The sequence below is a fragment of the Sphingobacterium sp. BS-2 genome, assembly GCF_046161205.1.
Classification (GTDB): Bacteria; Bacteroidota; Bacteroidia; order Sphingobacteriales; family Sphingobacteriaceae; genus Sphingobacterium; species Sphingobacterium mizutaii.
In genome coordinates this window covers 155626-177044 of the sequence record NZ_JBIXGO010000008.1, presented here as the reverse complement: position 1 = coordinate 177044, position 21419 = coordinate 155626, and the positions used below count along the sequence as shown (strand labels likewise).

General features: G+C 36.8%; 25 protein-coding genes, 1 tRNA gene and 1 pseudogene. 7 read left to right on the top strand and 20 right to left on the bottom strand.

Annotated features, from left to right (window positions below; translation table 11 throughout):
• Nucleotides 1-81: 81 nt before the first annotated feature.
• Nucleotides 82-597, top strand: coding sequence for a GNAT family N-acetyltransferase (locus tag ACK2WI_RS02405; protein ID WP_312698530.1), 516 nt, complete (start codon nucleotides 82-84; stop codon nucleotides 595-597).
• Nucleotides 598-638: 41 nt separating this feature from the next.
• On the opposite strand, the gene ACK2WI_RS02400 is transcribed toward ACK2WI_RS02405, so the two are convergent.
• From ACK2WI_RS02400 to ACK2WI_RS02375, 6 genes are all read right to left on the bottom strand, one after another.
• Entirely contained in the window at nucleotides 639-908 is a 270-nt protein-coding gene (locus tag ACK2WI_RS02400; protein WP_409149637.1) for a hypothetical protein, read from the bottom strand.
• 945 nt (nucleotides 909-1853) lie between these two features.
• Nucleotides 1854-2246 carry a barstar family protein gene (locus tag ACK2WI_RS02395; protein ID WP_312698151.1) on the bottom strand — a complete coding sequence of 131 codons (393 nt, stop codon included), beginning with the start codon at nucleotides 2244-2246 and terminating at the stop codon, nucleotides 1854-1856.
• Between the two features lie 60 nt (nucleotides 2247-2306).
• Nucleotides 2307-2663 carry a hypothetical protein gene (locus ACK2WI_RS02390; RefSeq protein WP_312698152.1) on the bottom strand — a complete coding sequence of 119 codons (357 nt, stop codon included), beginning with the start codon at nucleotides 2661-2663 and terminating at the stop codon, nucleotides 2307-2309.
• Between the two features lie 57 nt (nucleotides 2664-2720).
• Nucleotides 2721-3056: a hypothetical protein gene (locus ACK2WI_RS02385; protein ID WP_312698153.1), complete on the bottom strand. Its 336-nt coding sequence runs from the start codon at nucleotides 3054-3056 to the stop codon at nucleotides 2721-2723.
• A gap of 150 nt (nucleotides 3057-3206) precedes the next feature.
• On the bottom strand, nucleotides 3207-4820 hold the full coding sequence (locus tag ACK2WI_RS02380; protein WP_409149634.1) for a hypothetical protein: 1614 nt from the start codon (nucleotides 4818-4820) through the stop codon (nucleotides 3207-3209).
• Between the two features lie 54 nt (nucleotides 4821-4874).
• Nucleotides 4875-5036, bottom strand: a complete 162-nt coding sequence (locus ACK2WI_RS02375) for a hypothetical protein (RefSeq protein ID WP_157739477.1) — start codon at nucleotides 5034-5036, stop codon at nucleotides 4875-4877.
• A gap of 577 nt (nucleotides 5037-5613) precedes the next feature.
• Between ACK2WI_RS02375 and ACK2WI_RS02370 the strand changes: the two genes are divergently transcribed.
• Complete coding sequence (locus ACK2WI_RS02370) at nucleotides 5614-6432, top strand: glutaminyl-peptide cyclotransferase (RefSeq protein WP_312698155.1); 819 nt, start codon at nucleotides 5614-5616, stop codon at nucleotides 6430-6432.
• Here ACK2WI_RS02370 and ACK2WI_RS02365 read toward each other — a convergent pair.
• The 7 genes and pseudogenes from ACK2WI_RS02365 to ACK2WI_RS02335 all read right to left on the bottom strand — a co-directional run bounded on the left by ACK2WI_RS02365 (nucleotide 6429) and on the right by ACK2WI_RS02335 (nucleotide 9748).
• Nucleotides 6429-6815, bottom strand: a complete 387-nt coding sequence (locus ACK2WI_RS02365; RefSeq protein WP_312698156.1) for a VOC family protein — start codon at nucleotides 6813-6815, stop codon at nucleotides 6429-6431. The genes ACK2WI_RS02370 and ACK2WI_RS02365 overlap by 4 nt on opposite strands.
• Nucleotides 6816-6849: 34 nt before the next feature.
• Nucleotides 6850-7569: a DUF2071 domain-containing protein gene (locus ACK2WI_RS02360; protein ID WP_312698157.1), complete on the bottom strand. Its 720-nt coding sequence runs from the start codon at nucleotides 7567-7569 to the stop codon at nucleotides 6850-6852.
• 54 nt (nucleotides 7570-7623) lie between these two features.
• Nucleotides 7624-8346 (bottom strand): sugar-binding protein, encoded by a 723-nt coding sequence (locus ACK2WI_RS02355; protein WP_409149631.1) that lies wholly within the window; start codon nucleotides 8344-8346, stop codon nucleotides 7624-7626.
• Nucleotides 8346-8591 carry a hypothetical protein gene (locus tag ACK2WI_RS02350; protein WP_312698159.1) on the bottom strand — a complete coding sequence of 82 codons (246 nt, stop codon included), beginning with the start codon at nucleotides 8589-8591 and terminating at the stop codon, nucleotides 8346-8348. Before ACK2WI_RS02350 ends, ACK2WI_RS02355 begins: the two co-directional genes overlap by 1 nt.
• 44 nt (nucleotides 8592-8635) lie before the next feature.
• Entirely contained in the window at nucleotides 8636-8920 is a 285-nt protein-coding gene (locus ACK2WI_RS02345; protein WP_312698160.1) for an addiction module antidote protein, read from the bottom strand.
• Nucleotides 8921-8930: 10 nt separating this feature from the next.
• Nucleotides 8931-9092, bottom strand: a pseudogene (locus tag ACK2WI_RS02340) (hypothetical protein); the annotation flags it as partial.
• A gap of 565 nt (nucleotides 9093-9657) precedes the next feature.
• Nucleotides 9658-9748 (bottom strand) — tRNA-Ser (locus ACK2WI_RS02335).
• A 106-nt stretch (nucleotides 9749-9854) separates the two neighbouring features.
• On the opposite strand from ACK2WI_RS02335, the gene ACK2WI_RS02330 reads away from it, so the two are divergent.
• The 4 genes from ACK2WI_RS02330 (at nucleotide 9855) to coaA (ending at nucleotide 12843) form a co-directional block, all read left to right on the top strand.
• Nucleotides 9855-10919: a patatin-like phospholipase family protein gene (locus ACK2WI_RS02330; RefSeq protein WP_093096224.1), complete on the top strand. Its 1065-nt coding sequence runs from the start codon at nucleotides 9855-9857 to the stop codon at nucleotides 10917-10919.
• Nucleotides 10920-11054: 135 nt separating this feature from the next.
• On the top strand, nucleotides 11055-11447 hold the full coding sequence (locus tag ACK2WI_RS02325) for a methylglyoxal synthase (protein ID WP_093096223.1): 393 nt from the start codon (nucleotides 11055-11057) through the stop codon (nucleotides 11445-11447).
• Nucleotides 11437-11865, top strand: a complete 429-nt coding sequence (locus ACK2WI_RS02320; protein WP_312697142.1) for an OsmC family protein — start codon at nucleotides 11437-11439, stop codon at nucleotides 11863-11865. The genes ACK2WI_RS02325 and ACK2WI_RS02320 overlap by 11 nt, the downstream gene beginning before the upstream one ends.
• A gap of 33 nt (nucleotides 11866-11898) precedes the next feature.
• On the top strand, nucleotides 11899-12843 hold the full coding sequence (gene coaA / locus ACK2WI_RS02315) for a type I pantothenate kinase (protein ID WP_093096220.1): 945 nt from the start codon (nucleotides 11899-11901) through the stop codon (nucleotides 12841-12843).
• On the opposite strand, the gene ACK2WI_RS02310 is transcribed toward coaA, so the two are convergent.
• Nucleotides 12830-13711, bottom strand: a complete 882-nt coding sequence (locus tag ACK2WI_RS02310; RefSeq protein WP_093096218.1) for a mechanosensitive ion channel family protein — start codon at nucleotides 13709-13711, stop codon at nucleotides 12830-12832. The genes coaA and ACK2WI_RS02310 overlap by 14 nt on opposite strands.
• Before the next feature lie 190 nt (nucleotides 13712-13901).
• Here ACK2WI_RS02310 and ACK2WI_RS02305 point away from each other — a divergent pair, with 190 nt between their 5' ends.
• Nucleotides 13902-14855, top strand: a complete 954-nt coding sequence (locus ACK2WI_RS02305; RefSeq protein ID WP_312697141.1) for an acetyl-CoA carboxylase carboxyltransferase subunit alpha — start codon at nucleotides 13902-13904, stop codon at nucleotides 14853-14855.
• Nucleotides 14856-14885: 30 nt separating this feature from the next.
• Here the strand turns inward: ACK2WI_RS02305 and ACK2WI_RS02300 are convergent, their stop codons facing one another.
• The 6 genes from ACK2WI_RS02300 to ACK2WI_RS02275 all read right to left on the bottom strand — a co-directional run bounded on the left by ACK2WI_RS02300 (nucleotide 14886) and on the right by ACK2WI_RS02275 (nucleotide 21295).
• On the bottom strand, nucleotides 14886-16229 hold the full coding sequence (locus ACK2WI_RS02300; protein WP_312697140.1) for a PDZ domain-containing protein: 1344 nt from the start codon (nucleotides 16227-16229) through the stop codon (nucleotides 14886-14888).
• A gap of 201 nt (nucleotides 16230-16430) precedes the next feature.
• Nucleotides 16431-17282, bottom strand: coding sequence for a sugar phosphate isomerase/epimerase (locus ACK2WI_RS02295; RefSeq protein WP_312697139.1), 852 nt, complete (start codon nucleotides 17280-17282; stop codon nucleotides 16431-16433).
• Between the two features lie 145 nt (nucleotides 17283-17427).
• Entirely contained in the window at nucleotides 17428-19641 is a 2214-nt protein-coding gene (locus ACK2WI_RS02290) for an NADP-dependent isocitrate dehydrogenase (RefSeq protein ID WP_312697138.1), read from the bottom strand.
• A gap of 187 nt (nucleotides 19642-19828) precedes the next feature.
• Nucleotides 19829-20485 carry a hypothetical protein gene (locus tag ACK2WI_RS02285; protein ID WP_409149626.1) on the bottom strand — a complete coding sequence of 219 codons (657 nt, stop codon included), beginning with the start codon at nucleotides 20483-20485 and terminating at the stop codon, nucleotides 19829-19831.
• Nucleotides 20486-20511: 26 nt separating this feature from the next.
• Nucleotides 20512-20793, bottom strand: coding sequence for a GNAT family N-acetyltransferase (locus tag ACK2WI_RS02280; protein ID WP_093096209.1), 282 nt, complete (start codon nucleotides 20791-20793; stop codon nucleotides 20512-20514).
• 7 nt (nucleotides 20794-20800) lie between these two features.
• On the bottom strand, nucleotides 20801-21295 hold the full coding sequence (locus tag ACK2WI_RS02275; RefSeq protein WP_313368175.1) for a nuclear transport factor 2 family protein: 495 nt from the start codon (nucleotides 21293-21295) through the stop codon (nucleotides 20801-20803).
• Nucleotides 21296-21419: the final 124 nt, after the last annotated feature.

Sequence of the window (21419 nt, the reverse complement as noted above, 5' to 3'; positions counted from 1 at the left end):
TAATATTAGCGTCATAACTTGGATTTCAACTATCCAAATTGCATATAATTCGATACATTTAGGCTCCCAGGACTTAATATTATGATTGAAATCAAAGTAGCATCTATTGATGACTTGCTCATTATTCAAAAAATTGGTCGAGAAACATTCCTTGAAACATTTGCATCCAGAAATTCCGAATCGGATATGTCTACCTATATTAATGATCGTTTTTCTGAAAACCAGGTCCATCATGAATTAAAAAACCTAGAATCCATCTTTTACATTGCTTGGGATCAAGGACACCCTGTTGGATATCTGAAACTGAATATTGGACAAGCACAAACTGAATTTAAGTTAGAGGACCATATTGAAATTGAACGGATCTATGTATATGCCAGCCATCATGGCAAGCAAGTGGGCCAATTACTATTCTTTAAAGCACTTGAAACCGCTAAAAGCTTAAGGGTCCCCACCATTTGGTTAGGGGTATGGGAAGAAAATGCTCGTGCGATTAGCTTCTATAAGAAAAATGGATTTGAGGAATTTGATAAGCATATTTTTCAGTTGGGTAGTGATGAACAGACGGATATTTTAATGCGGAGGGCAGTAGGATAAATCCTATCGGGGGTGCAATGTTTTACCATATTCTTTTTGTGTCACGCTGAAGGCTCCGCCGAAGGGTCTCGGAAGTATCCACAATCATTTGAAATGGTTTCTTGTAATGATTTCCAAGGCTTGAGTATTCTCTTTGTTACTTTTGGAGCCCAAAAGTAACCAAACCGACGAAGGAGCTCACGGATACCAATCCTAATGTTACTTTTGGAGCCCAAAAGTAACCAAAAACCTTCGGCCCATTTAAGGTGGCTTTTCGCACAACCCCTCGCACATGAAAAGAATGCCTTGTTGTCGGGAATATCTTCCTTCAAAATTCTCCTTTTTGATGGAGAATTTTTTGAAAGCATTCCAAGGCCAATCCCATCGCACAAGTCATCGGCATTCTTTCCATTTTTCCGCCACTGGAAATGAGCCGGGGGCTAAAGGACTTCCTGCGGAAGGATAAATGTTTGTTTGTAGGAAAACCCCTGGAAGGGGTGAAATCTTTGTAGAAAGGTCGAAACGTCCAAGGGATAACCCCTAGCGGGGGTGAAATCTTTTTCAAAAAATCATCTTTATCGGCATTAAAAAAAATAGATTCTTCGCTTCGTTCTGAATCCCTCTCAGGAGCAATTCTAATTCTGAACGATTAGTGAAGAATCTGTACGATAATTTCCTACAATTTCCTGTCATCCTTGATCGAAGATCAAGGACCTGTACGCCAATACAATAATGGTTTGTATGGCTCTGAGATGTTTCGTTCCTCAACATGATCGGCTTGCGGACAATAATAAGTATGGATCTGAGATGTTTCGTGCCTACCAATTAACCAAGTTTGTTAGAACTGTGTTTCTAGCCATTCAGACCCATATTTATTTACCAGAAGATATTTCTAGCCGCCAAACATCCCCAGCGGGGATGAATTATTTTAGAATTGGTATTGAACTATATCGGGTTAATGCAAACCCGATGTTCGATTAATCGAAAATTGGTTTTGCGCGACTTTCAGGCTAACGTGCCATGTCTGCTAAAATAATTGAACCCCTAAAGGGGTTGTATCTCAAAAATTTAAAAAACATTTTTTGCCTTCCACTTTCCTGTCATCACCTTCCAATAAATTTAGCTCAAATTTTACCTCTCATCATGACCGGGTTGAGGATAATAAAAACCATGGTTCCGAGAACATTCGTGTTCAGGTTGCCGGCAGAAAGGATATCTTTTTTGCGCCAAACTGCCCTATTCAGGCAGAATTATCCTTCACAAATGTCCCTATTCCTTTATTTTTTGATCAATTCAATATTGGAATGTTCTGAAATAATTTCTTCGAGGATTTCGAAATAGGTTTGCCCCTTCCCTGCTTTTAATTCATTTAAACGTTTATGAATAACGGAAGAATCGAAATCTTCGGGATGCGCTAATTTTTCTTGATAATAATTTATGGTAAACTCAGTTCCTAATGACTGTCGGTTAGCTTCAAAACATTCCCAAATCAGGCGGATTTCCTCCTTTTCACGAATTGCGCCAAAACCTCCATACAAGAGGTCATCAAATGCATCTAGACTTTCTGCTAATTGCCAGCTTTCATTTTGCATAAACTTCCGGTTTATTTCTTCGTAAAAGCTGGTTTTATCGTGGATTCGGCTTCCGTCAATTATGATTTCTTTTTTCATGTATACACAAAAATAGAAATTTTAGGGAATCTGGCTAAATCTGATGCATTAACCAAAGTTTTATTCAGAATATTGTTTGGTACAGCTATCAAAGACAAATTTTCTGTCCAATATTTTCCTTGGATCTTCAAAATTGATTTTTTCGAGGTCACAGGTATATCCAGTTTCCGCTGCTACAACCAGACATTCTGCACATGAAATTTGGCTATAATAAACAATTTTCCCTTCATAACTTGCCCTGACTAAATTGGAAGAATAAGGGGTTTTGGCATCTTCCTTACAATAAAGTTCTTTGGCTAAATAGTCTCTCATTTTTAATAAGCAGGCAGAAGCTTTTGTACGGTCTTCTACAATTTCATCTTTCCCGCAAGAACTCATTCCTACAAAAAGGATTAAAAGGATAATCACGTTTTTCATGGGGTTTTATTATTAGTAGTTAGTAGTGAGTAGTTAGTATTTAGACTTTGGGGTGTTTTATTCAGTGTATTTCTTGCTGCAGCTGTTATAGACTTCAGAAATATTTTTGACATCATTGAAATTTTCAAAATCTATCTTTTTTAGGTCACATGTATAGCCATAGTCAGGTGGAGCGGTAAGACAATAGATACAAATAGTATTCGCAAAATATACTGTTTCCCCTTTATAAGTGCCCTTAAAGAGGTTGGTCTCATTGGCGCCCTTTTCGCTACAGCGTAATTCATTTTTGAAGTGGCTTTTTAATTTTTTTGCGCAGGTAGAAACATCTTCATCGTCTTTTTCGCAAGCCGTAAACATTAATATGGCTAGGGCTAAAAACATAATTCTCTTCATAATTGATATTATTTAAGCTTAATAGTTATAATGGATTTTAACTAAACGGTTAAATTCTATTATATGCTACAATGTTGGTCCATAAAAAAAGCCTGATTTCTCAGGCTTTCTACTACAAATTATGTTTATAAAAAAATTAATCTTTTGCTTTTATTTACAAGCGATTTTAGCTTGACCGTATCCTCTACCTACTACGAATGTCGTATTGGATACTTTTTGAGTAACTTTAATGGTATTTACACCAGATGTTTTCCAAGGCACGTTATTGAATTTCAAAGAACCTTTTAAGACCAATTGAACTAATGGGCCATTGCTGGTTTTACTACCTAACATGGTTACTTCACCAGTTTTACTGATAATGATTCTAATAAGTGGAGTAGCTGCGCTTCCCTTCAAAGTCCAGATATTGCCAATATTACCAGTTCCATATTCGGTTCCATCAGCAAACTTGATATTACGGGTAATGATTCCTTCCCCATTTGCCGTGTTATCATAAGTCTGAAATTGAATCTGCCCTTCTTTAGGATCGGTTAATATCTTAACACCATTCACTTCCATATTCACCGCATTGTCCAATTCTGTGATATCAAAGGTAAAGCCATAGTTGGAAGCAGGAGCACTAAGAGTTTTCGTCAATAGAGTACCGTTTTTCCAAATTTCACCAGTCTTAGGATCATAACAACCTTTGCGATCACCTGTTTCAGGATATCTCCAATTCAGTGCATCATCAGCCAATTTAACTTCTTGGGTACATGTCCTGAAATTCAAGTTCAAATTATATTTACAACCTGGATTCACTCGGATATTAGCAATTGAAAAGTTTGTTTTGGTTTCATCATCGATGGTAATGGTTCCAAAATTCAAAGTTTTGTTGGTTGCAGCTGGATTGATCAGCAATGTAGGGTAACTGGTAACATCCCTTAATCCGGTTCCTAAAGTTGGGAAATTGATAGCAGCAAATGTGCTCTGATTATTCTTGTAAGTAATTGTTTCACCATTGAAATTAAAGGTAGCACTAGCATCCACTTTTCCAATAGTTGTATTTGCCAAGGTCTTGATAGAACCTGTCATTTTCGAATCCATTGTCAAGCGAGTGGTAATCATACTAAACCTATGTTTCAAGATTACGCCCAATTTATTGTCTCCATAAGTCAACTGTTTATCCTTCAGGACAAACACCATTAAATCTTTGGATACGTCGACCAATTTTGCGTTGGCGAAAGTTGTTACGCTATTGGTATAAACTAGATCCGGTAAGGGATCATTTGCGCTATTGATTGAGTAAGCGACAAAAGTATATTTTTTTCCGGCATCTAAGCTCATACCACTTGTTGCCCCTTCGTTGCCATAGGTATAATCCTTAGCTTGATTAAAAGAACCATCTGCGTTGAAGGCCACTAATCTATATTTAGTACCCTTTGTCAGTTCGGTTGTTTTTGTTACTGCAGCCGCCATATTAGCATCAGAACCGCGGTAAACAGTATGGTTACTTACTGTTCTATTTGATCTATCGTTGTCTTGGGTCATTTTGACATCCACAACAAAATCATCATAAACCAAAGAAGTATCTTTTACTATACCAGACGCAACTGAACCGTTTGTACTACTTTTCTTGTCGAAGTCTATATTGTCTTCCTCAAAGGAAACCCCATCAATCTGAACATTAAGTTTAGCTTCTCCATTGCCCCCAACTGGATCATCAGATCTTTTACAAGACCCAAAACTAAGCATCAGGACTGCCAAGAATCCAATACTAAATTTCATACTGATATTTTTTTTGATGTTATTCATATTCTCTTTACTATCCAATTATTGTAATTACCAATCGATATTTCTGTTATCGTCTTCCTCTTGGGTCCATTGGTCTTCAACCACATTGTTTCCATTTTGAGGGTATACTTTTGCAGACCCCAGTGCGATGTCGACTTCCATTTGTACTTTAACTAAATGAACACGGGGAGTTTTGTATTGCTTTTTCATCTTTTTTATCCTCCATCACGGATTTCATTCAAAACCAAAAAGAAAAAACTAATTTTCCTATCAGTTAAGAAAAAGCCGCAATTTTGTATGCCTTTATATTATTTTTTTTAATAGTTGTGTGCCATATAATTATGGTCTACAAAAATACACAGGAATTCGATTACCTGAAATCAATAGTATCTTTTTAGAGCTGTTAATTAAAATTTGTAGCCCTAGGTCTACAATAGCGAGTAAATTGAAAAACATTGCTAATATGTTTTAGTCCCTTATTTATTGTTTTTTTTCATAGAATTAATTGACTTTTTAATCTATTGTTTTTCAATAAAATTTAAGGTAAAACCTTTGTTTATCGGCTTTGAAAGGAAAAAGATAAATTTGAAAAAACCTTGAATTTTTAGCAGGTAATTAGCATAAAAAGTCAGTTTGCGCTGAATCATTAAAATGAGCACTTATATATTAATTGGATACTAATATTAACAATTGGTTTCATTTTATTAAAAACAAGTAAACTAGGTGTTTGAACACGCATAATAAGGAGCATTTTCTTTATATTAGGATCTATACATGAATATTGGGAATGAAAACACACATTATTTCACTATTACTTTTCTCTCTGATCCTTATCTTTTCCTGTCAGCAGGAATCAAAATCGACAACTACTCAAAGCACTTCAGAAAACACAATCCCAGAACCTACTCCCCTAACCTTTCAAATCATTAGAACCCTAGCTCATGACACATCAGCCTTTACCCAAGGTTTTATCTTTGATAAGGGACAGCTGATCGAAGGAACTGGGCTGGAAAAGCATACCCGAATCAATAAGATTGATACTTCGTCGGCAAAGGTTGAAGTGCTGAAGTCTAATTATGATAATGATATCTTTGGTGAAGGGATCACCATCTTAAACAATAAATTATACCAGCTGACTTACCTGAACAATAAGATCTTTACCTTTGATATGGACAACTTGAAGCAACCTATTGCTACCCATACTTGGCAGAATGAAGGTTGGGGCTTGACCCATGATTCTACCTCATTGATCTTGAGTGACGGCTCCTCCACGCTTTATTACCTCAATCCAGAGAACATGGCAATCGTAAAGGAACTAAAAGTACAGGATAACTTAGGATCTGTGAACAGCCTGAATGAATTGGAATATGTAGACGGTTTCATCTATGCTAATCAATGGGGTTCTGATTTCATCTATAAAATAGACCCTAAAACTGGGTATGTGGTAGGAAAAATGAGTTTTGAGGGTGTATTGCAACTTTATGACAAGGATTTTCAGTCTGATCCTGAAAAGGTGCTTAATGGGATTGCCTGGGACCCTGAGAATAAATTTATGTTTGTTACTGGCAAAAACTGGCCTTTAATATTTAAGATAAAGATCAATTAACCTTCATAATTATGATCTTCAGTAATGCTGATAAAATAGCCATCGAGATCGTAAAATGAGAATTCCATTTTTTGGGAATTGGGATTCTTATGTAAATCTTCAACCATTTGTATGCCCAAATCATTAGCTCTATTATAGATTGCTTGGTAATCCTTGGTCTTGAAATATAAGATTAAGCCATTGCCGTGGGCGAGATCCGGATTCACCATAGAGGGATGATGATGTTCGCCCCATTGGTGCAGACATAGAATAGTTTCACCAGTTGAGTCCTGAAATACGGCGAAATGTTCGCCTCCATGGTTATTGTGCAGATTAAAAAGGTCTTTATACCAAGCAGCACTCTTTTGAACATCTTGCACGGCGATAATAGGATCTAGTTTCATATTTGTTCTATTTACCTCTATTTAGCAAAAACAACTAAAGACAGGAAATTGATTTCAGAGATTGCCATTCATGTTCGATATTTAACATTAATACGGCATGATCAAATTGGATAGAGCCTTCAGGAAAGCGGTTTTTATCATCAAAATAAGTCGATTTTATGTTTAGTACCTCTAAAGGACTTACCTCCCAATTGTAGGTTTTTAACTTGAGTCCATCGAATGATTTTCCATTAGGTGAATAACCAATGGATCCTTTTTCAAAGAACTGGGAGACTTCTTGAAGGTTGTCAAAAATAGATTCTGAGATTAATTCGGAAGTACTTCTGGCATCGATTTGAATATGATTTTGATCTGAACTGCGGGCATCTAAATGGTAATTTCCATTCGACTCATGGATATTGAATTGTGCAAAGTGATGTTTTCCTGGGAAAACCCTACCTCCTACTAAAGTGTTGAGGTAAAGACTGGTATCTCTCCTGGGAATATAGACGCCTTCGCAAATTTGGCCGGATTCATCTGTCCATTCCACAGCAAAACGATGGGCGGCATTTTCAGAACTAACTCCAATAAAGTTAGGAAAACCCTTCGGCTTGATAGATTTGAGCCGGATCAAACAGATGCCCACAATTGCTTTTCCTTTATATAGTTTTGGCCTAAATGGAGCTGGCAAGAGTTTGCTCAAGACTTCAGGATCCGCGGTATAATTGGCTAAAATCCTTCTTTCTATAAACCCATGTATCTTTGGTATTTTCATCGGAAATTCTAAAGTCTATCTTGCCAATATTTTATTAGTAGTTTACAATATGTTTTACTGTCCAAATTGCACTTTTTTGAATGCAGATGGAATATGGAAATCTGGTTTTTTACTCGTTGGTCTGATCCAAGAAATCCAATTGATTGTTTTCTCATTCCATTCCAAACTATCAAATTCTCCTCTGAATAAGCCTAGATAAAGACCTTGCTCGGAATTTGAAGCCATTAATCCTTTAATGAAAGCCATTGGAATCCTTCCTTCCAGAATATAGCCATCAGGATTGATTTTTGACTTTACTTCTAAACTTTCTAAATCCCATCCATAATCAAACTTTCTATAATGACTTGCCCTATAATCCAAAACCTTTGCACTTGGCGATATTTCGAAGCAATAGTACTCCCTTAAATCTGAATATGCCGATAGAAATATCTCTCCTCTATCTCCTCTACCTACATCTTGTTCTTTCTCGAATTTCTTTTCTACGATATTATTATCCTTAATATCAAAGTAGAAATAGAAATAGGATCCATCATGAAAAGCTTTGAAGATGGTCCTCTCAAAGTTTTGATTTCCCCAAGGGGAAATAAATTGATTTACGCAAAATAGATTGTTTTGATTGTTCCAATCGGATAAGTTGCCGTCTATAGTGATGGAAAGATCTTTATTGAATGGAATTATGGGGGTATCCGTTAATTGAGCAATCGTGTATTTGGGATGACTAAACAAGCCGACCAGGAGGATGAAATTGAATAGAAAAGGTTTAGATTTTTCAAACATTATAGATTTCTTGATTTGATCTCGTCTTCTAATTCCTTTGTGCTCTTTTTGGATTTGACAAACCAATACACAAATAATAAAGGGAAGAGTGTGAAAAAACTGAATCCCTTGTTATAGAAACTATAGGCTGCAACGCCAATCGCTGCACCTATTAAGATTGCATTGATCAGATTGGTGGATTTTAATTTCTTTTGCTCAATAAGGAGTTGTTCGTCTGTGAATTGGGAATATTTATTTTGGTTCATGGATTTGGGTGTGAATTGTTTTACGAATATAGAGAAAAATGGAATTAGGTTGAAGAAGGGACAATTTTTAATTGGGCTCCAATTACCCTCAACACTTTCATAATAGTTTCAAATTGCGGCTTTGCACCTTCTGATAATGCCTTATATAAGCTAGGTCTACTCATCCCTGCTTCTTTTGCAATCTTAGACATACCCATTGCTTTTGCAACATGTCCAATTGCGGTTATTAAATCAGCATCATTCCCTTCTTCTAAAATCGCATTTAAGTATTCAACAATCATCTCATTACTGTCAAGGTAATCTGCAACATCAAATTTTGAAGTATTCATGTGTATTTAATTAGTGTTTTTTATTTTTTGAAAGGTTTTTTAAAATTAGTTTAGCCTTCTTTATATCTTGGTTCTGGGATGTTTTATTACCACCTAATAATAAAAGAATAATTTTATCTTTATGTTCCGTAAAGTAAACCCTATAACCATTTGCATGATTAATTCTCAGTTCATTTACTCCTTCTCATACTTGTTTACAATCGCCAAAATGACCTTCTTTCTCAATTTTCTGTATTCTGATAAGAATCTTTGCTTTTCCGGTTAAATCCTTTAGTTTTTTTAACCATTTGTCAAATTCAATCGTTTTTTCAATATAATACATTGGCAATAATGTCTCCGTATGGATACTAAAATAAAGATTTTATTTTTATAAAAGAGGACAATTAGGAAATTTTTATTGTTGTTTGGAAGTTGATGTGATGTTAAGATTATTAGCTATTGATTTGAGAAAAATTTTTGATAGTTATCATTATTGGAACATTATTGGTATTCTTTTTCTCAAACAAGTTTGGTATAGTTTAAAGGAAGACTATCAGGACTCTTTACCTTAAAAGGATTGGTTCAGCCCCACAAGGCCCGCACGCAAACCCTGAACCTTCCCTTTGGGTGGGAGGCTTCAAAGAAACAATTGCCTTGCTTCGCAGGCATTTTGTTGTTTCAGGACACTTTTGCTCAAACAAGTTTGGCAAAAGTGTCCTGAAACAACAAAACCCAACTATCATTGGGCTTTGTTTCTTTGGCGGAGAGAGAGGGATTCGAACCCTCGATACAGTCATCCCGTATACAGACTTTCCAGGTCTGCTCATTCGACCACTCTGACACCTCTCCTGTTTGTGGCTGCAAATATATTACTTTTAATGAGCTTTAAGGCATTTTTATTGAAAAATATTTATCCTTTCTGATTTCCTTTCCCTAACTTAGGTCAAACTCGAAAATGAAAAGGATTTTATCTATCGATGGCGGTGGAATCCGAGGAATTATTCCCGGAATGATGCTGGTATCCCTCGAACAAAAAATAAAGAAAGCTTCAGGCAACCCAAATGCCCATCTCTCGGAATACTTTGATTTCTTCGCCGGAACAAGTACAGGAGGAATTCTGATAAGTATCTTACTTTGCCCCGACCCTAAGGACCCAGCAAAACCAAGGTTCTCTGCCAAAGATGCCCTAGATATTTACCTGAAACATGGAACTGAAATATTTACAACAAGCAGCTGGAGACGATTCCTGAACCAATTCGGTTTATTGACGGAACTCTATGATGAAAAGGTTCTAGAACGGGTGCTGGAAAGCTATTTCGGGGATCAAAAACTATGTGAACTGATCAAACCTTGTATCATTACAGCCTATAATATTGAACTCCGCAAAAACCATCTTTTCCGACAGCAGAAAGCCATTTCACACGGAGAATCTCGGGATTTCTTTTTAAGAGATGTTTGTAGAGCGACCTCAGCGGCGCCTACCTATTTTTCTGTTGCAGAGATATATTCTTTGGCTGGAACTCGGTATCCATTGGTTGATGGAGGTGTATTTGCCCATAACCCTGCGATATCGGCTTTGTTGGAGGTGTTGAAGACTTACAAAACCTTTAAAATCGATGATGTCCACATCCTTTCCTTAGGAACTGGGATTGCTAAAAACGCTTATAAATATGAGGATTTCAAAAAACAGAAAGCAATTTCCATCGGACCTGCCCTAGTCGATATTATGACTAGTAGCTCCTCGGAAAGCAATGATTATTTCCTCCATCAATTGTTTCGATCGGTCCAACATTCCTCAAATTATATAAGAATCGAACCTTCCAACCTTTCTTCTATAGAACCTGCATTAGATGCAGCCTCTCCAGGAAATATCCAGAAGATAGTTTCCTTGGCTGACAAATTGATCAGTGATAATGAAAATATGCTTGACGCCTATGTTTTGGACCTCATCGCAGAAAAAGAGAAAAATGGAGAGAAAAAGCATAACTCTGTTTGGAAATTTCTACGAGAAAAATTATGATTTCCTTAAAATAAAGTCATAATTCCGACTAATACTTATAAACTTGATATTTTAATAGCCTTAAAATAATCTTGTAGAAATATTTTTGTTATATTATCAAAGCGATTAAAAACAGAACGCAAACAAAAAATTCAAATGGCAAAAACAATAGCTTTAATTGCACATGATGGTAAAAAAGCCGAAATGGTGGCTTTTGTAAAAGATCATCAACAAGGACTATCCAAAGCCCACCTCGTGGCAACAGGAACAACAGGTTCCTACATCCAACAAACTGGTTTAGAAGTAGAATTAAAATTGTCTGGTCCCAAAGGTGGTGATGCGCAAATAGCTGCTATGGCCGCCGAAGGGAAGATTCAAGGCATTATATTTTTTAGGGACCCACTTGGAAAGCATCCACATGAGCCGGATATACAGATGCTGATGCGCATTTGTGATCTATGGAATGTTCCATTGGCAACCAACCCAGCAACTGGGTCATTGATTATTAAAGGATTATTAGAAGAAGATACAGAGATATATGGCAAATGAAGTATTAGTGAGTATTGGAGAAACTAGTTATACAACGACTATTTCCTATGAAGATTTAAATATTTTAGCAGATGAACCCATTGAAGTTGGTGGTCAAAACAAAGGTTTGGCTCCGACTCAATTATTGCTTTCCTCGGTGGGCGCCTGCAAGGCAATTACCATGCGGATGTATGCAAACCGTAAGGAATGGAAAGTAGACAAGATTGATATTAAGGTATCAAGCGAGGTACAAAGGAGTGAACAGCAACAAACTACTTATATCAAATGCAATATCTTTATCGAAGGCGACTTGGATGAAGAACAAAAAAGAAGATTATATGCCATAGGTGAGAAATGTCCCGTGCATAAGATGTTAATGAACCCTATCGTGATAGAAAGTAATCTAATTGATACAATGCAGGAAAAAGACATTTCTTGATTGTATATTTGCGACTTGAAAAAATAAATTGCTATGCCCTTAATCAGCGAACATACTTTTACAAGTCCGTTCCAAAACTTTACTCGAGAACAATGGAAAAGGTTGAATGGTCAGTTGAGCCATTCCATTCAAGAGAAAGATTTAGATCAATTGCATGCCCTAAATGAGCCATTGACAATGGATGAAATTGAGGATATCTATATCCCATTGGCTCATTTACTGGAGGTTCATATCCATAACTTCCAGGAGCTTCACTCTAAGAGCAATGTTTTTTTCAAGAGAAACCATCAAAAACTTCCCTTTATCATTGGTATTGCCGGTTCGGTAGCAGTGGGTAAAAGTACTACGGCTAGGGTTTTGACCAAAGTCCTTTCGCTATTACCAAATAAACCAAAGGTAGAACTGGTAACAACAGATGGTTTTTTATATCCAAACAAGGAGTTAATAAAACGCAATATCCTGAACAGAAAGGGATTCCCTGAAAGCTATGACACCAAGAAACTAATGCAGTTTCTTGCGGACATCAAATCAGGCAAATCTCAGGTAACTGTACCTTTATATTCCCACTTGGAATATGATGTATTGAGCAATGAAAAATTAGTAATTTCTCAGCCGGATGTTCTGATAGTAGAAGGTATCAATGTTTTGCAGGTTAATTCAAGAAAGAATGGGGTCTTCGTTTCTGATTTTTTTGATTACTCCATCTACGTGGATGCTGATGAAAAAAATATCGTGAAATGGTATATCGACCGTTTTGAATCCCTGAGAGCCACAGCTTTCCAAAACTCTGCTTCTTATTTTCATAAGTATGCGAATTTATCGGAAGAGGAAAGCTTTGAAATGGCAAAGCATATCTGGAATGAAATCAATAAGCCTAACCTACATGAAAACATCCTTCCCACCCGATATAGAGCTGACCTGATCTTGAAGAAAGGTTCAGAGCACTTTATTAAGCGTGTAAAGGTTAGGAAGATTTAAGGATATTCCTTTCGAATTTGATAATCTCTTTCAAAATCTCATTCTCAATGTTCCTGTGCATTCTATTGCTGTTCGTAACAGCATAAAGATCCAATTTATAACGAACATAATCTTTTCCGATCTCTAAGACCTTCACCTGAAATTCATCTTCTTTGATTTCCAAGTTCGGATGTGTTGTCAAACTCAGTCTTAAATGTTCTTCTAATTCTTCAATATGAAGGGAAACTTCTAATGGAAGTTCGAATTTAACGGTAAAAAGACTGGATTGATGAGCAGATAGGTTCATGAAAGTAGCCGTAAATACCAAGTTGTTTGGAACCATGACGATATCGTCTTCTTCATCTTGTAAAACAAGATTGGCAAAGGTAATGTCAATAATCCTACCCTTGTGCTCCCCCACCTTAATCCTATCCCCTACGGACAATTGCTCAGAGAACATCACAATTAATCCAGAGATCATATTGGTGATGTAATCTTTAAAGATCACGGCAATGGCCATCGCCACAATGGTTATGCTGGTGATAAAGTCTTTGGGATTGATTCCAAAGGCTGTCATGATGGCTATTACAAAAAATACGGTATTCAATACAGCAGTAAGCCTATTGATGCCTAGAACAAAGTTTCCTCGCTCCCTTTTTTGAGAATCACGTGCATTATAAAGCATGATCACAATAAAGCGGAACATGGAAAGTACGATACTAGGGATCAAGAAGGAATACAGCCCTTTTAGGAATTGGGCTAATATTTTCCTTTTCTCGATATCATATTCAAAATTGATATGTAGAGCAATTATGATAATCACGAGAAGGACTTTTCCAATAAATACCCAAGGAATTTTTGGTTTATTTTCTGCGGCAGCTGCATTCATGGTCTTGAATATATTATTTTTTTATATACAACACAAAACAAGAATGAACTAGATTTTGTTATATCGCTAATTATCAACCACTAAATAGTTTTAGGCAGTGTTTATCTTTCCTTAATGATTAAATAACATTTTATAATTCTTAAAAAACAAGTAACTTAGCTACCGCTTTAATGACACCAAACAGGTAATTATGGAAACAACATTTGATTTTGAAAAGCCGATTGCTGATCTACAAACGCAAATCGAAAAGGTGAAACAAGTAGAAGAAAAAACCAAAGTAGATATGGGCGCAACAGTTCGTGAATTGGAAGAAAAACTAGAGCAAACAAAAGTTGAGGTGTATAGCAATATGACTGGCTGGCAAAAAGTTCAGATGTCCAGACATCCTGATAGACCACAAACATTCGATTATATTGACTTGATCTGTGATGACTTTATAGAGTTGCATGGAGATAGAAATGTACGTGATGATAAAGCTATTGTAGGTGGTTTTGCTACCATTGGCGGTCAATCTGTAATGGTTATTGGTCACCAAAAAGGAAAGAACACCAAGGAGCGTCAATTCCGCAATTTCGGTATGGCGAACCCAGAGGGATATAGAAAAGCGCTTCGTCTGATGAAGATGGCTGAGAAGTTCAACAAACCTGTTGTAACTTTAATCGATACTATGGGAGCTTATCCTGGTTTAGAGGCTGAAGAGCGCGGACAAGGTGAGGCTATCGCAAGAAACTTACTTGAGATGTCTGTTCTGAAGGTACCGATTATCTGTATCGTTATTGGTGAAGGTGCTTCCGGTGGTGCTTTAGGTATTGGAATCGGAGATAAAGTTTATATGTTGCAAAATACATGGTATTCTGTGATCTCTCCTGAATCTTGTTCTTCTATCTTATGGAGAAGCTGGGATCAGAAAGAAAGAGCCGCAGAGGCCTTAAAATTAACTGCAGAGGACATGCTTGGTAATGGATTGATCGATGGTATTATCGAAGAACCTATCGGCGGTGCACATCAAGATCCTGAGGCTACTGCACTAAACGTAAAAAACAAAATCCTTTCAGACCTAACTATTCTAGGTGCTAAGGATAAAGACACACTAGTTGCTGAACGAATCGACAAATTCAGCAAAATGGGAGTTGTAAACGAATAAAGAAAAAGCCTTGAGAATCTCAAGGCTTTTTTATTGATATTTCTTAAAAGGAATGGGATCCTTCAGAATAAACTGAGCTTTGACTTCCTCGGTTCCCCGCAAAAGCACCAATCGAATTTCCTCTCCATCTTTATGCATTAATTTCCCAATTATTTGCTTCAATTTCATACTTTGGGCATTACTACCATTTATTTTAAGCAATTCATCATCCACTTTTATTCCCGCTAAATCCGCCGGTGAACCTTCTCTTACACTTGCTATTTTATAGATTGGCCTCAGCGTGAATTCATATTTGAATTCTTCATAATTGTAAACATTGATTCCAGAATTGGGGTTTTCTGAGTCCCTCTTACCGATGTTTGTCGTAATCCTTCTCTTGGTCCATTCCAGTCCATCATGTTTGATCTCCATTCCAGACATATTGATTTCGAATTTCTTTCCAAAATTTCTATTCTTCTTAAGATAGATTTCATTCTTTGGATAATTGAGCAGAACATGGAAGTGCTGTAAGACCTGGTTACCGATGGAACCGACGCGATTGACGGCAAGCTTTGCTGCATGGACAGCATTGGAGTCTGGATAGGAAACAATGGGTTCCTTGATATAAAAACCTGACCAATCAAAACCCTCTATCCTATTCCTCTTTCCAAAGATCAGTCCGTTGAACCCCCTTCCGATAAAATCATATATACTTGGTTCATGGACTTCAAAAGAATCAAGCAAAAAAGGAAAAACCAACATGCCATCTGAATTTCCCATGTCCACCAGCATCTTGGCATCTTCTACTTTTCGGGTTCCTAAATCAACGTCAATATGAACATAAGGTCTGCTCCTTTCAAGTAGGACAGGAATTCTTGTAAATTTATCCGTCAGCTTTTCTGGATATTCATAAGCGTCATAAATAATTATCCTTTTCTTTAAGTAATCGACCTTAATCATGTAATCTTCAAAAAAGTGGCTTCCTAAAATTCCATTAATAGGCACGCCGATATGACTTGATAGGTCAAGGTCATCTCCATTCACAACGTAAATATTATGCAAGCTATCGATCAAGGTATTTCCGACCAATAGCTCATTACCGACTGCCATAATCCCTTCAACGCCATCTTCGATACCAATACCCGAAAACTTAACCTTGGAAACATTTTCCAATGGGACAGAATCCTGAGGAGTGGCAAAGAGAATAGTTTCTTTGACACCGGTATCCAATAAAAAGGAAAGTTCAACCCCATTTACTTTGACAGGGATAATCACCAGATTACCGCTTAGATCAAATTTGAAGGAATTCTTTTTGGGATTAATCAATGAAAAACTTCTTTGCGCATAACTATGCAAGAACATGATGTTCAGCAATAATAGAATTATGATTTTCATACACAAAGGTTTATATATGCTAATTTACCTAATTTTTAGATTCAAATAACTTAACATACGCTTAATATTAAACATTTGATAAATTATTAAGTTTCAATAAGCCCAATTAAAAATGTAAATGAAATGCCCATAAAATATTATTAAAACAAAAAGGAATAATCAATTTGATTATTCCTTTGTAAATGATCTTGGAATTTATCCTTAGACAGCGCTAAGCACTCCTCTAAAATATCCTACTGACTCAGCAATTCCAGCCAAAGGATCCTTCATGTCTTTTTCAAATTCTATACTGCAGCATCCTGGATATTTATTCTTCAATAATGCCCTTACAAAAGCAGGAATATCGATCACCCCTCTACCCAACTCACAGGTTGTACCTTTAGCATCTGCAGCAGTCACATTTTTCAAGTGAATATCGAATATGCGATCCTTGTATTTCACATAATCTTTAATGGCATCTTGCCCATCCCTAGTATCATGCCCCATATCAAAACACATCCCTAGGTTTTTATCTAAATCTTTGATGTGGTTCCAAATAACGGTAGCATTCGGATAGATCTTATCCTCAGGTCCATGGTTATGGATACCAAACTTTATATTGTTTTCTTTAGCTTTTTTGGCCACATAAGGAAGATCTTTGATTTCAGGAATGCCTATCATAAGATTCACACCAACGCGCTTACAATAATCAAAAGCTTTATCAATTTCAGCTTCGGTCTTCATATAGATTGGACCAACAGCATAACCAGTAACATTTGACTCAGCCAGTTTTTTATGGAAATCTGCGATCTGTTCGGCAGTACTATTCAAAGGCAGGTGAAAATCTTTGATGCAAAGATACTTTACATCCATTCTTTTCATCATGGCAAGGGACTGATCCAAATTGAAGTTAACAAAACTATAGCCGGCAATTCCTAATTTCAAACTGTTTTGGTCTGCTAAATCCAGATCTTTAGAATCAGCACTCGCTGTTAACCAACTCGGACTTGTCAATACTGCTGCAGCTCCCAAAGCACTGCGCTGCAAAAAATTTCTTCTACTGTTATTGCTCATTGATATAGGTTTATGTTGTTTTACTAACTAAAAATAACGAATAATACCCAAAATGGCAATAATATACCGTGGAATCATTTTCTAAAACAACAAAAAAAAGCCCTTGCTAATAATTAGCAAGGGCTTTTGATATTATTCTGAAATTCTACAATGAAGCGATTGCAGCATTCAAAGTCTCAGATGGACGCATTGCTTTAGCAGCTAATTCATCGTTTGGATAGTAATATCCACCGATTTCTTGAGCTTTTCCTTGCGCTGCAATCAATTCTTCATTGATCTTAGCTTCTTGTTCAGTTAAAGCTTTTGCTAAACCAGCAAATTTAGAAGCCAATTCAGCATCTTTTGTTTGGTTAGCCAAAGCCTCTGCCCAGTAAGTAGCCAAATAGAAGTGAGAACCACGGTTATCGATTTGACCAACTTTACGAGCTGGAGATTTATCATTAGCCAAGAACTTAGCATTTGCTTCATCAAGGGCATCCGCTAATACTTGAGATTTCTCATTATTTTGTGTTTGAGCTAAATGTTCTAAAGAAGCTTGTAATGCCAAGAATTCACCTAATGAATCCCAACGTAAGTACCCTTCTTCCAAGAATTGCTCAACGTGCTTAGGAGCAGAACCACCAGCACCAGTTTCAAATAAACCACCGCCATTCATCAATGGAACGATAGATAACATTTTAGCTGAGGTACCTAATTCTAGGATTGGGAATAAGTCAGTTAAATAGTCACGTAACACGTTTCCAGTAACTGAAATAGTATCCTCACCTTTGCGGATTCTATCAATAGAGAATTTTGTAGCCTCAATTGGCGACAAAATACGGATGTCTAATCCATTAGTATCGTGATCAGCCAAGTAAGTATTTACTTTTTTGATGATTTCTCTATCGTGAGCACGGTTTTCATCTAACCAGAATACAGCTGGAGTAGCTGACAAGCGAGCGCGATTTACAGCTAATTTAACCCAGTCTTGGATTGGAGCATCCTTAGTTTGGCACATACGGAAGATATCACCCTCTTCAACTTGTTGTTCCATCAAGGTTTTACCATTGTTGTCTACAACTTTGATTACGCCATTTGAAGGAGCTTGGAAAGTTTTATCGTGTGAACCATATTCTTCAGCTTTTTGAGCCATTAATCCAACGTTAGGAACAGAACCCATCGTTTTAGGATCGTAAGCACCATTTACTTTACAGTCTTCAATAACTGCTTCATAGATTCCTGCATAAGATCTATCCGGAATGATAGCTAATGTATCACGTTCAGCACCATTTTTATCCCACATTTTTCCACCGACACGGATCATGGCTGGCATAGAAGCATCTACGATAACATCAGAAGGAACATGTAGGTTGGTAATTCCTTTATCCGAATTCACCATTGCTAAATCAGGTCCGTTTGCAATTGCAGCATTGATAGCCGCTTTTACTTCAGCTTCTTGCGGAGTACCTGCGATTTTTGCATATACTTCACCTAAGCCATTATTTTTGTTGATACCTAATTCTTTGAAAAGAGCATCATATTTTTCAAATACCTCTTTGAAATAAACTTCAACGATAGCACCAAAGATGATCGGGTCAGAAACCTTCATCATGGTCGCTTTTAAGTGAGCTGACAATAAAACCCCAGCTTCTTTAGCTTCCTGAATAGCTTGTGCAACAAACTCTTTCAATTTAGCAACATGCATAACAGAAGAATCGATTACTTCGCCAGCTTTCAACTTAGCAAGACCTTTTAATTCTTTCGTTTCACCATTTGCAGCAACAAATTCAATTTTAAACTGGCTGTCTGCATCTAAGGTCAATGATTGCTCTGAGCTGTAGAAATCGCCATCTTGCATAGAAGTTACGCTCGTCTTGCTATCCGAAGCCCAAGCTCCCATTCTGTGTGGATTAGCTTTCGCATAATTCTTAACAGCTTTAGGTGCACGACGGTCAGAGTTTCCTTCACGTAAAACAGGGTTTACTGCAGATCCTAAAACTTTAGCATAAGCAGCTCTGATTTTCTCTTCTTCCTCGTTTGCAGGTGCATCTGGGTAATTAGGAATGTTATATCCAGCTTTTTGCAATTCAGCGATTGCTCCTTTTAATTGAGGGATAGAAGCTGAAATATTAGGAAGTTTAATGATGTTTGCATCAGGAGTAGTTGCCAATTGTCCTAATTCTGCCAACGCATCAGTAGTTTTTTGGTCCTCTGATAAATATTCGTTTAAATTAGCTAGGATACGTCCTGCCAATGAAATATCTCTTAATTCGACTTCAATATCAGCAGTTTTTGCGAATGCTTGAACGATAGGTAGAAATGAATACGTTGCCAATAAAGGCGCTTCATCTGTTTTTGTGTAAATGATCTTAGATGACATAATTTTCTATTGAAATGATATTATTTTGCAATTAATAGTGAAATTCAAAGAGTTGATAAGCCTCTTTTTTAAAATTCGCCTAAAGATAATAAAATGAATTTTAAATAGCCATAAAAGCCGAAATAATGATGGATTATCAAAAAACTTTGTCTTAATTCAATAGAATAACAGGAATTACAAAGTTGATCTAAGCTTTTTCTCCTAATTCGCCCCAGATCTCTTTGGAATTATAGATGTCGATCAAACCATCCTTGTCCTCAAATGCAGCATCCATGATCGCCCTCGCCAGGAACATTGTACTGATTGGTTTATATAATTTAAATAAACCCAACTTATTCAAAAACTTAAGGGTGCTGACTGCATACTGTTCGCCCTTCCTTTTGGTATTGGGGCGATCTATAGGACCAGGCCTAACGATTATTAATTTCGGGAAATTCAGTGCTTTGATCCCCTCTTCCAACAATCCTTTCATTTTGGTATAAAAGAATCGGGAGTTCTTATTCGCTTGGGCAGACGAAAGCAGCACAAAGGTATGGAACCTATTGAGTTTGCATAAAGCAGCAAACTTCAATTGATAATCATAATCCACCACCCATTGCTGTTCTTTGCCACCGGCATCTTTCAAGGTGGTGCCCATCGTTGAGAAAGCCACATCACCGATGATAAAATGGCTGAAATCTTCTAAACGATCAAAATCAACAATTACCTCATGTAATTTGGGGTCAGGCGTAAAAAACGGTCTTCTAACCAATACATTGACCGAATCCACTTTTGGATTGGACAACAATTGAAGGACCAATTCCCTACCTGTTGCGCCCGTAGCACCTATGACAACTGCTTTCATAATTGTTGATTTTGAATGTTTATCAATTAAAACAGAACATCGCGAATATTGACATCACGATCAAACTGTGCCTTAGCAAATGGACATAAAGGCATTATTTTCATTTTGTTATCCCTAGCGTGCTCAACTGCTTTGTTCAATAAAACTGAACCAATTCCTTTTCCTTTTTCTTCTGGATCTACCTCGGTATGGTCGATAATGATTTTACCAGGTCCAGCTTTGGAATAGGTCATTTCGCCTATTGTTTTGCCGTCTTCCACTGCTACAAATGATCCCTTATTTCCATTTTCTTCGTGTTTCACTAACATATTATCTTTATTTAAGTTTTAATTCTTCAATTATTTGATCTTCTAAATCGGTTTTCATTTTCACCACTTCATCAGCCAATTCATTAGGTACAGTCATGGAAAGTACATATTGCTTGATCAGCCATTTTCCATCTTTAAGGACTAAAACGCCCGAACCTCTACAGATCTTCATTTGTGTATTTAACAATTCATCTATCCATGCGGTTTTACCATCTTCAGAAATTTCTATGTTTCTCTCCAAACTACTGAAGTTCCAAGCTTTGCCTTTATCAAAATGTGGCCTTGCATAATCCATAAATTCCTGTTTGTCCCAACGCTCGGTGGCATCTGTACCAATGAATACCGAATTGGCATCCATCAGGTCAAAATACTCCTTAAAATTTGCCTTTCCAGCGGCAGCATGCCACTGATCTAAGACTTTTGCAACCTCAGTCTGTCCAGACTGTGCAAAAGAAACCTGAATAAACATCAATAAGGCTGCGAATAAGCTGTAGATTTTCATATGAATTGGTTTTTAATAAAGATACCTTTTTGAGAATTAAGACACAAGGCTAGCGCAAAAGACCATAATATCCTGACAAAACAGTGGGAATATTAGCAAGATCTTCGGTTTTCTCTCTAAAAAT